The 11,291-nt window shown below is 35.8% G+C and carries 8 protein-coding genes, 2 tRNA genes and 1 riboswitch; of the genes, 6 read left to right on the forward strand and 4 right to left on the reverse strand.

Annotated elements, in window-relative coordinates; genetic code table 11:
* Positions 1-52: 52 nt before the first annotated feature.
* On the forward strand, positions 53-634 hold the full coding sequence (locus RM573_RS08085) for a DNA-J related domain-containing protein (protein WP_311580357.1): 582 nt from the start codon (positions 53-55) through the stop codon (positions 632-634).
* Positions 635-698: 64 nt separating this feature from the next.
* On the opposite strand, the gene RM573_RS08090 is transcribed toward RM573_RS08085, so the two are convergent.
* Entirely contained in the window at positions 699-1,574 is an 876-nt protein-coding gene (locus RM573_RS08090) for a hypothetical protein (protein WP_311579916.1), read from the reverse strand.
* A 403-nt stretch (positions 1,575-1,977) separates the two neighbouring features.
* On the opposite strand from RM573_RS08090, the gene RM573_RS08095 reads away from it, so the two are divergent.
* Positions 1,978-2,757 (forward strand): PEP-CTERM sorting domain-containing protein, encoded by a 780-nt coding sequence (locus RM573_RS08095; RefSeq protein ID WP_311579919.1) that lies wholly within the window; start codon positions 1,978-1,980, stop codon positions 2,755-2,757.
* Between the two features lie 148 nt (positions 2,758-2,905).
* On the opposite strand, the gene RM573_RS08100 is transcribed toward RM573_RS08095, so the two are convergent.
* Complete coding sequence (locus RM573_RS08100; protein ID WP_311579922.1) at positions 2,906-4,102, reverse strand: serine hydrolase domain-containing protein; 1,197 nt, start codon at positions 4,100-4,102, stop codon at positions 2,906-2,908.
* Between the two features lie 420 nt (positions 4,103-4,522).
* Here RM573_RS08100 and RM573_RS08105 point away from each other — a divergent pair, with 420 nt between their 5' ends.
* Complete coding sequence (locus RM573_RS08105; protein WP_311579925.1) at positions 4,523-6,781, forward strand: PKD domain-containing protein; 2,259 nt, start codon at positions 4,523-4,525, stop codon at positions 6,779-6,781.
* Positions 6,782-7,282: 501 nt separating this feature from the next.
* Here the strand turns inward: RM573_RS08105 and RM573_RS08110 are convergent.
* Positions 7,283-7,358: transfer RNA gene (locus RM573_RS08110), tRNA-Thr, on the reverse strand.
* 97 nt (positions 7,359-7,455) lie between these two features.
* Positions 7,456-7,531 (reverse strand) — tRNA-Phe (locus tag RM573_RS08115).
* Positions 7,532-7,739: 208 nt separating this feature from the next.
* A riboswitch (TPP riboswitch) is annotated at positions 7,740-7,852 on the forward strand.
* A 91-nt stretch (positions 7,853-7,943) separates the two neighbouring features.
* On the opposite strand from RM573_RS08115, the gene thiC reads away from it, so the two are divergent.
* From thiC to thiS, 3 genes are read left to right on the forward strand one after another with little or no spacing between them, the layout of a single operon-like run.
* Positions 7,944-9,908 (forward strand): phosphomethylpyrimidine synthase ThiC, encoded by a 1,965-nt coding sequence (gene thiC, locus RM573_RS08120; protein WP_311579928.1) that lies wholly within the window; start codon positions 7,944-7,946, stop codon positions 9,906-9,908.
* 59 nt (positions 9,909-9,967) lie between these two features.
* Entirely contained in the window at positions 9,968-11,062 is a 1,095-nt protein-coding gene (gene thiO / locus RM573_RS08125) for a glycine oxidase ThiO (RefSeq protein ID WP_311579931.1), read from the forward strand.
* The gene (gene thiS, locus RM573_RS08130) at positions 11,059-11,289 is read left to right on the forward strand and encodes a sulfur carrier protein ThiS (RefSeq protein WP_311579934.1); all 231 of its coding nucleotides are present in this window, start codon (positions 11,059-11,061) and stop codon (positions 11,287-11,289) included. Before thiO ends, thiS begins: the two co-directional genes overlap by 4 nt.
* Positions 11,290-11,291 lie beyond the last annotated feature (2 nt).

Raw genomic sequence — 11,291 nt, forward strand, 5'->3', positions numbered from 1 at the left:
TTTAGTATTTTTAACGAGGTGATACATAGGTTTTCAACAGCAAAATTTATTAATAGCGTTAGCTGAAGTTCTTCCCCAATATCCTCTGGGTATCAGTGAATATGATTTGTTATTAGTTTTACAAAAACAGCCATATCAGATATTTTCAAATGATGGGATGCAAGATCCTCTCATTTTATTTCAACGTCATTTTATTTTGTTTAATGCTTTATATCAGTTAAAAGATAGATGGCATCAAGAACAAAGCGCGTGTTTAGATATTGTTGTTACCCACATTAGGTATTTACCTTTTATAGCAGGACAAGAAGGTTTGATACAAGCGGATAATTTACGCGCGTATTATCTTGATTGGCAAAATTTCACTGATACTAAAAAAGAGGACGTTGAAGAACTTATCGAAAGCTTTTGGCAACTTATGGATGGTGAACATTCATCCTCAACCCTAAGTCAAACAAGTATTGAAAATGCGTTTAAATGTTTATTAATCAAAGATAGCGATGATTTTAAGCAAGTAAAAATACAATATCGTAAATTACTGCATCAACACCATCCCGATAAAGGCGGTGATACGCAAAAATCACAAGAAATTAAAGCTGCCTACGCAATACTCAAGGCTTATTTCAATAACCATTGATTGCAATATAAATGGTGCATTGATGGTAAACATTTATATATTGGTAGTAGCACACCTTTTTATATTAATTCACCATAGACTTTTTTAATGTAAACGATGTTTTATATATTTTATTGTAATACCTTGCTGCATCTTCTTGGCTACTGGAATCGAACCACTTCATGTGTGCGTCAAAGTATTCGCGAGTCTTACTCGTTGTTTTAATTACAGCATTAAAGGCCTTGACCATCTTTGCTCCTATCTTTGATTTTGAGCATAAAATGTTGCCAAGCATATAATTAGGGGCTTCTTTTAGTGGAAAACTCTCAATAACTGTATTGTCTTCCTCTGAGTAAAAACCAAACACGTTAGGGTATTCAATTGATATATCAAATCGTGCTTTTTCGATCATATTTACTATGCCTCTATTCGCTTTACTCGCATGACGTTTCCAGAAAAAATGAGCGTTTTCGGGAGAATTAATTAATGAATCTATTTCAACGCCATAACTTCGACCGCCAACAATGCCAAATTTAATTCCAGCGACTGTATTGATAATATCGTAAATAGAGACAGTCTTTTGTTGAGTCACTAACTGCCTGACTTTTTGGAAATAGGGGGAATTTTTATTGATGTATAATCGCAAGCCTGGGAAAACAGTTTGAGGTATTTGGGTACTATAACTAAATTCATTTCTTTCTTTTGTGGTGAGCTTATTCCCAATGCAGACATTTTCTTGATGTTTGATCAGAGTAAAACCGCGTTTAACAGGAACGTGTAATTTTTTAAAAAAATACTGTGAATTTAAGTGAGCTGCTAAAAGATTAAAAGTACTGGTGTCTATATCAAGTACTTTGTTTTTCGCAGTGACATTATTTTGTGGTGCATCAGTAACCCAAACTATTTCAGTAGCAAGCGATTGGCTAGTAATAAAAAGAGAATAAAATGAAAAGGTCACCATTATTTTATGTAACGATAAACAAGGTAAATTTTTAATTCATTTCCCATCCAATAAACTCTGTTAATTATTAATGTATAACACTTTTTTAAACTAATAAGAAATAGATAGTCAAACTCAATGGTTAATATAGCTTGCTGCTTAATTATTCATCGTAATGAAAATATTTATCTTAACTGAATTTATTTACATCAAAAAAGTGCTTAATTACTATCAAAAAAATTGCACTGAAAGTTGTATATATGTTCAATAATTTTACACTTTTAAATTGTTATTATATTTTTTCTTTTTATCTATTTGAAAAATAAGTGTTTATTTATGTGGCATGCTCTCTGCCTAATGTTGGCTGATGTATTGAAATATACAATAAAACATGGATTAATTATTTTTTAAATAAAGGTTACATATGAAATTATCTCACATTATTTTTGGTTGTTCACTGACTGCCCTGACCGCTGTTTCAAATGCTGGCGTAATTTATTCAGAAGGTTTTGAAGGGAATGACAATACATGGTCTGCATATCATAGCCCTGTTATCAATACTCCTTCTGGTGCCATTACCGCTAGCGATGGCAATAACTATGGTCTAATTGATACATCAGTCGGGGGAGCAACTGGAGCATATACTTTTTTTAGTGGCTCTAGTTCAGTCTTTGGTAATGGTTTTAGCACCAGTCTTGATGTGTTTATTGATCCTACTGTATGGGCAATTGGTGATGGTTTTGATTATTCATCAGCAGTAAATAACCAAAGTGGCGTTCATAATAGAGATTTTATATTTAACGCTGGTCAAACAACAAATAATGGTTTTGTGATTAATGCTTCTAACAACAGTGGTTTTGACTTTAATGAAGGGTCATTAATAAACAGTGATTATTATGAAGTAACTACTGCGGGTTGGTACACACTAGAGCACGTTTTTTATAATCAAGGTGGGGTGCTAGCCGTTGATTTTAATATTTTAGATGGCGTTGGTGCACTGCTTCACACTGAAACACGTTCTACAGCAGCAGATGATATTGCCACTGTTATCGGTGGTAATAGATATGGCTGGGTAACATATACTGATATGTCATTAGCTATTGATAATTCAACGTTAAGTATTACTGAAGTACCTGAGCCTTCTACATTGGCTATTTTTGCGTTAGGTATCTTAGGTTTAGCATCACGTCGATTTAAGAAATAACTATTCTTAACCAGTTTATAATATTTAAAAAACACCAATGATGATTGGTGTTTTTTTTTGAATTATAAAAAACTTCAACCTAAATTGAAGCTAGGTTCTGAGCAGAGGCTATTTGAGATTTAAACGGTCAAACCAACTTAGTGACTGATCACAAACTGGCTATGCTTTTTGTTGAGCTTAATTGCCTATGAGTTTGAGACCAAAAATGACTAGAAATTTGATTAATGGCATTAGACTCTGCATTAAAAAGTATTGCAAAACCAATACCTGAATTTGGTGAGTAACCTATATCCGCTCTAAAACCTTCTACCCAACCAGAGTGATATATTAATTCAGTGTTGGCTAATTGATATATTCGCCAACCATAACCATAATGCGCATCAGTTAAATATTCACGCCAAAATCTTCTTCGTAAATCTCTTTTGGTTTTGACTCGTGGAGTTGTGACTTCTTTGATAAGTTTCTCTGATATAACTTTTGGGTTATGTCCTAAATTTGCAATTAACCATTGAGCTAAATCAGAAATGCTCGAATTAACGCCCGCCGCAGGAGCAACGTTATAAAAATCAGGTTCGACATTAACTTTGCGCCAAGTATATTTCTTTAATTTTTTGCCATGTTTATCTTTATGTTTGGATAAGGTAGTTTTTCTGAGTACGTGTGGTTTAGCTGAGTTTTGTTGTTGGCTGAACTCTTCAATACCTACAGAACTATCATTCATTTTAAGTGGTTTAAAAATTCTTTCTTCCAGTAACGTTGAGTAGCTTTTATTCTGACTCGTTTCAATAGCAGGTTGTAACAATCCATAAAGTATATTTTGATACCCATAGCACTTCTCAGGCTGGCAAATAGGGGCTATTCGATTAAAACGACCAATAATTTTATCCATACTCCAGTTTTCGTGGAGTAAGTTGTCATAAGCATTTGGCATCAATCCACTTGAATGACTTAATAAATGTTTAAGTTGAATTTTTTCTGCAGCCCCTTTTTTTGCTAATGAAAAATGTGGAACATATTTAGTAATAGGATCGGATAAATTGATTACTTGCTCTTGTGCTAGCATCGTTGTAATCGTTGATGCAAAGGTCTTTGAAACCGACGCCAAACGAAATATAGTATGTTTATCAATAGGTTGAGATTTTTCTTTGTCAATATAACCAAATGTTTCTAGGGCTATAATTTTGTTGTTTTTTACAATGACATAAGCAGCACCCGGAATACTATATTTTTGGAGTTGTTGAGCAACATACGTTGAAAATTCATTATTTACCTCAACAAGTGGCTTAGCCTGTGAAAGCGAACTGAAAAAAATAAGGAAAAAAATACAATAAACTCGAGCAAACACGGCTATGTCCCCTTTTAAAAAGGAGGTGATTCTATCGATTAAGTTGCTAGATAAAAAGGGAAACATATATTTTTTAAGTAATGTATTTATTTCTCTTGAGAATAGATTAAACAAGAACTGATGATTAAGGGCACTATCATACACCTAAAACTCCTATTTTTATGCGATTTCACACAAAATATCGATAACTATTATTTAATATAATAGCTAAAAAACTCAAACGAAATATGCCGAATTAAAGGGAGAAAATATCATTAAAGTCGAAGTGAGAGAAAGCAAGGTTTTTTAATTAAGTTTTTGTTATTTAATGATATTAATGTTAGTGGTAAATAGTTTTTTTGTATTCTTTCAGTGAACAGGAACGTTGCATTTAAGTAGAACATCATATAGTTTAGCAATCGAATAATAAAAGGATTAATTATGAATTTAAGTAAATTGTATAAAGGAACTATATTTTCAAGTGTTATCTTATTAAGTGGTTGTGGAGGTTCTGATAACTCATCAGAAACAACTATCAATCCAGTTAATACCCCTCCTACTATTGAAGTCTCTGATGTCAGTGTTAATGAAAAAGACAATGTCAGCATTACAGCTATAGCTACAGATGATGGTTCTATAGCAAGTTATGCGTGGCAAGTATTAAGTGAACATATAATAGAACTTAACGGTGAGGATAGCGAAACGCTTACTTTTGTTGCTCCCGAAGTTATGTCTGAAACAGTTATTGAGCTTTTGATTACGGTGACTGATGATAAAGGAGTTTCAACAAAGTCTAATGTTAATGTAAATGTAAATCAGTTAACTATATCATTTACTATTAATGGCTTAGCCACCGATTCACCAATAATGAATGGCGAAGTGACTGTAAAAATTTCAGGCTCTGATACTACATTTCAATCAACGACTGATGAACAGGGGTATTACTCCGTACCAGTTAAATTAGATGACTCACAAGCTAGTGCAATGCTTTCAATCGAAGTACACGGAGTGGGAAACCAAGAATCAGCTGGTTTAATTTCGCTGCTTGGAAGCGTAAATCAACTTAAAGAAAATGCCGGTGTTGATGATGTTTTAACTGTTAGCGAAAACTTTGCAACAACGGTAAACAATTTTACCACTGCGCTATATGCTTTGATGAAAGGTGCGAATGAAAGCAATGAAATAATATCTCAAATACAATTCGAAGATTTAAAGCAAAAAGTAAATACATCAGAACTTTTGACACTAGCAACAGCAATTAAAGTGGCGATTGATAAATCAGATCAAAATGCTGAATTTGCTTTACCTACAGAGGTCATCAATACACTTGAACTCGTTGAAAATATAAAACTTACAAAAGAGTATGTGAGCAAAATTAGTGAATTTTCTGCGTTTTCTGAAGCGAGACAAGAAATATTTAATGACGATTCTTTTTCAATATCTACAGGAAATAACACACCAAGCAGTTATTACCTTCTAGGTTCTAATTCAGATCACTTGAATAGGGATGGTTCATTTATATTTAATGATGATGGATCAGGTATAAGCCATTTTACACGTATAGGCAAAGATAGTAACGAATCGAACTTTAATTGGGAGGTAGACAAAAATGAAATTATTATTACATTTGATGCTCCTTATACTACTTACGTTGATTGGAGATTTGATTCTTTTTTCCCTGTAGAACTGCACTATCAAATTTCATCTTATAGGATTAGACGTTTGTCTAGCAGTGAAGGGAGCGACATTTTACAAATTACGACAAATCAACGAAAACACTATCCAAATAATGAGTATGAAGATACATATTTTTCAGAAGTAAAACTTCAGACGGCTTTAAAAAATACACTCCCAATTAATATTGATGATTTAAAGGTGGCCTATTTAAGACTGCCGACAAAAATAACGAGAGAAGAGGATCCTGATTCATTTAAGGAAATTAAAGCTGACAAATTTAACTTTAATAGTGATGGAACAGGTACAAGTCAAGTACTCGAAAAATCCTTTCAATGGGAAAATATTGACGGTCAAATTGTTATTACACCAGATAATATTGATGATTATAGATTGATAGTTAAACAACTCAATAATAGTAATGTGAATGCAAATACTTACCTTGTAGAAAGTGTTAATTATGATGAAGAAAACTTAAAAACATCTATATTTGCTAAAACTATTGGTCATGGAGCTATGCTCAATGAAAATATGAATTGGCAAGCAGTAACCGCTCCAGGAATTTATCGTTCAACAAATTCCCTTTTTAATGAACCGCTAAGTTACTTTTGGTTTGAACTTAATGAGGACGGGAGTTTATATCAAATTAATACTCATGATAGCGATGAAAATGGCGAATTATCAGCTTACGAAATTCAGCTAGCTACGGGTGAATGGCATATAAATACTGATGGTAGCTTAACGATAATTACGTGGATGAGCAATGTCACAGGAAGTTATGATCCTAACTGTAACGCTCTTAGTGTGGAGTGCTATACCAATAGAGAACAAACGTGGAATTTAATTGAGATAAAAGGTCAGCAACATGTTTTATTCAACCATTCCCATGATTTAAATATACCTAGTTACGATCATGAAACTAGTACTTGGAGTAATATTGAAATAGATGAACAATCTTGGACAAATACTTCAATTTATAAGATTCAGCAGCGGCCTGCTAATATAGATGCTAAATTTATAGACTGAACTTTAAAATTTACAATAAGTTTTTAAAGGCAGTGCTTAGAATAAAAAATCACAATAGTGTCAAAAAACACCTTTGTAACAACTGGCCGTTTAATTCGAAAAAACCTTAACTGCGATGTTAGGTTTTTTTTTTACAGTAGAAAATGGTGCCGACTGCCGGAGTCGAACTGCCAACCCTGCTTAGCTACTGATTCATCAGTAGGCCAGTTCCATATACAATAGATACAAAAAAGCCCTAACCGAAGTTAGGGCTTATCTGATAAATGGTGCCGACTGCCGGAGTCGAACTGCCAACCCTGCTTAGCTACTGATTCATCAGTAGGCCAGTTTCATATACAATAGATACAAAAAAGCCCTAACCGAAGTTAGGGCTTGAATGAATGGTGCCGACTGCCGGAGTCGAACTGCCAACCCTGCTTAGCGACTGATTCATCAGTAGGCCAGTTCCATATAAAATAGATACAAAGAAGCCCTAACCGAAGTTAGGGCTTATCTGATAAATGGTGCCGACTGCCGGAGTCGAACTGGCGACCTACTGATTACAAGTCAGTTGCTCTACCAACTGAGCTAAGTCGGCACACAAAGCTTTGTGTGCGATAAATTTATTCTATTGAATTATTTATCTTGGCACCGAACGAATGTTTGTTGAATAACAGAACACTTGTTCTAAATGATGGTGCCTCGACCCGGAATCGAACCAGGGACACGAGGATTTTCAATCCTCTGCTCTACCGACTGAGCTATCGAGGCAAATTTAACGGCAAGGAGGATAATGAAAATACGCACAGATAGCAACTGAAATTTTCTTTTAGGTGAGTATATTTCCTTATTTAAACGATTATTGTCATCCTATTTTCAATCTTTGCAATGGTTAGCAATGAATTATGGTTTTTTCTAAGCTAGAACTTTGTGTTATTTATTCTCAGTTGCGCAATAAAATTTAATCATATAGTATCGTCGAGACTTGTCGGAGTGCCACTTACATTTTTGTAATGGCTGAGATCGCGAAAGCGGGATCCGTAGAACCTGATTCAGACTAATATCTGCGAAGGAAACAAGGGAATAAACACTAACTATTTTCAGTTAGTTTTACAAAGCTCCTGTATATCTACACTCCGTCTTTTGTGCTCAATTTTTGAGCGAACTTACGAAAGGCTGAACCATGACTAAATTAACTCGCCGCGCACGTCGCGAACAAGCAGAGCAGTTTTTAACAAATTGCTTTAATCAACGTTTTCCAAATTCTAAAAAAATCTACGTTAAAGGTAATTTGTACTCCATTAAAGTGGGGATGCGTGAAATCTCACTAGCCGATTCTTTCGTTGGCGGTACACAAGAGAATCCAAAACTAGAGCCTAATCAACCTATTTGTGTTTATGACACATCTGGTCCTTATACTGATGAAGATACACAAATTGATGTTCACAAAGGTTTAGCAAAGTTACGCGCCACTTGGATTGAAGCTAGGGAAGATACTGAAGTATTAACGGGGGCATCCTCTGGTTATAGCCAAAAACGTTTAGCCGACGAAGGCTTAGATCATATTCGCTTTGAAAACCTTCCTAAAGTACGCCGAGCATTACCGGGAAAAAATGTTACACAAATGCATTACGCTCGCCAAGGTATCATTACGCCAGAAATGGAATACATTGCTATTCGTGAAAACCTAAAGCGACAACAATTACATGACGAAATGTTAACTCAGCAGCACGCGGGTCAAAGTTTTGGGGCAGTGGTAGGCAGTGAACAAATGCCTAATGAAATAACCCCTGAATTTGTTAGAGATGAAGTGGCGAGAGGGCGAGCTATTATTCCTTCAAATATCAATCATCCTGAAGCCGAGCCAATGATCATAGGTCGTAATTTTTTGATTAAAGTTAACGCTAATATAGGTAATTCAGCGGTTACTTCTTCGATTGAAGAAGAAGTAGAAAAGCTCGTTTGGTCGACAAAATGGGGGGCTGATACCGTGATGGATTTATCTACAGGTCGATATATCCATGAAACGCGCGAGTGGATTATTCGTAATTCGCCAGTGCCCATTGGTACGGTACCAATTTATCAAGCGCTGGAAAAAGTTAACGGCGTAGCTGAAGACTTAACTTGGGAGATTTTTCGCGATACCTTAATTGAACAAGCGGAGCAAGGTGTTGATTATTTTACGATTCATGCCGGCGTATTACTGAGATATGTGCCTATGACCGCTAAACGCGTCACAGGTATTGTCTCACGTGGCGGCTCGATCATGGCGAAATGGTGTTTATCACATCATAAAGAAAATTTCCTCTATACCCATTTTGAAGATATTTGTGAAATTTGTAAAAAATATGATGTTTCATTTTCATTAGGTGATGGTTTAAGACCAGGTTCCGTTGCGGATGCAAACGATGAAGCCCAATTTAGTGAGTTAAAAACCTTAGGAGAATTAACTAAAATTGCTTGGAAGCATGATGTGCAAACTATTATAGAAGGGCCTGGGCATGTACCTTTGCATATGATCAAAGAAAATATGGAGCAACAATTAGCGTATTGTGGTGAAGCGCCATTTTATACTTTAGGCCCTTTAACCACTGATATAGCTCCGGGATATGACCATATTACATCAGGCATAGGGGCGGCCAATATTGGATGGTATGGTTGTGCAATGTTATGTTATGTAACGCCAAAAGAGCACTTAGGTTTACCAAATAAAGAAGACGTAAAAGAAGGGTTAATTACCTATAAAATAGCCGCACATGCTGGGGATCTTGCGAAAGGACACCCCGGTGCGCAAATTCGAGATAACGCCTTATCTAAAGCGCGATTTGAGTTTCGTTGGCATGATCAATTTAATTTAGGATTAGATCCTGATCGCGCTCGAGAATATCACGACGAAACACTGCCGCAAGAGTCAGGAAAAGTTGCTCATTTTTGTTCTATGTGTGGTCCAAAATTCTGTTCAATGAAAATAAGCCAAGAAGTGCGAGACTACGCAGCTGACATTGAAGATCAATCTATCACGATCAAATTACTTGATGAAGAACTCATAACCAGTAATGCCGAGCTTGAGCAAGCTGTGCAAGGCATGGCTGAAAAATCAGCAGAATTTAAGGCATCAGGTAGTGAAATATATCAACCCGCGAAATAATTTTCGGTTTTGAATACGCTGAAACCTTCGTCGAAATGATCATTTAGGAAAAATACTTTATGGAAATAGCGGTAGTTGGGGCTGGTTTAATGGGGCGCCTGACTGCTTTGTCTTTAACAAGACAAGGCTATCAAGTGTGCCTGTTTGACAAGGACAACAAACAAGCTAAACAAAGTGCAGCCTATGCTGCTGGTGGTTTATTAACGCCATTAGGCGAGTCAATGAGTTGTGAGCCTAATATAGTAGAAATGGGCTTTACTTCGTTAACAATGTGGCCTGAGTTATTAGCCACATTAGATGAAAAAGTTTATTTTCAACAACAAGGGGCGATCATGGTGAGCCATGAGCATGACAGTGGTGATTACCAGCGTTTTGTTCAACATATTGCGCGAAACTATGACCAACATATCGTAAAGTCATTAAACCGATTGCAACTTGCCGAGCTAGAACCTGAATTAGCCCCTTATTTTAATCAAGGTTTGTTTTTACCCAGCGAAGGGCAAATTGACAATCGTATGTTACTAATCGCATTGCAAAAACAACTTGAATTAGAGCAAGTTAATTGGTTGACCGAGGCTCAGGTATCACAAATAAATAACCAAACAAGCCATTGTCAATTGACCGTCAATGAGCAAATTCAATACTTCGATTTAGTGATTGATTGTCGAGGGGTGGGCGCTAGAGCTAGTTTTGATGTAAAACAACCCGCTTTTCCTATTGAGGATTTACGTGCGGTAAGAGGTGAATTGTTTCACCTGTTTGCTCCTGAGGTGCATTTAACTCGACCTATCAGATTAATGCATCCAAGATATCAACTTTATATCGCGCCCAAACCTGATCAGGTTTATCTGGTAGGTGCCACCGAAATTGAAAGTGATGATTTATCTCCCATGACAGTACGTTCGGCGCTGGAATTACTCAGCGCAGCTTATAGCGTTAATAGTGGTTTTGCAGAAGCTAATATTCTTCAACACATCAGTCAATTAAGGCCGGCATTTAGCGACAATCAACCAAAAGTTTTAGTTGATCAACGCTTAATTCAAGTTAATGGCTTGTATCGTCACGGCTTTCTCATTGCCCCTGTAATACTTAAACAACTGCTATTAACCGTTTCTCAATTAAACAAAAGCACAATTACAGGAACATCAAAATGAACGTGCGTATTAACGGCGAGGTACACATGCTTCAAAACATCGCTAAGAGTAAAAAATCAAAGGTAAATTTAACTGATGCGCTAGAGCAGTATTTAACATCAAAACAGCAAACAATGAGTTTTGCCGTTGCTGTTAATAGTGATTTTATTAGTAAAGGTCAATACTCATCTACGTTACTAAATGATGGCGACTCCATTGATGTACTGTTCCCTATTTACGGAGGTTAACA

It is taken from the genome of Thalassotalea castellviae (assembly GCF_031846185.1).
GTDB lineage: Bacteria > Pseudomonadota > Gammaproteobacteria > Enterobacterales > Alteromonadaceae > Thalassotalea_H > Thalassotalea_H castellviae.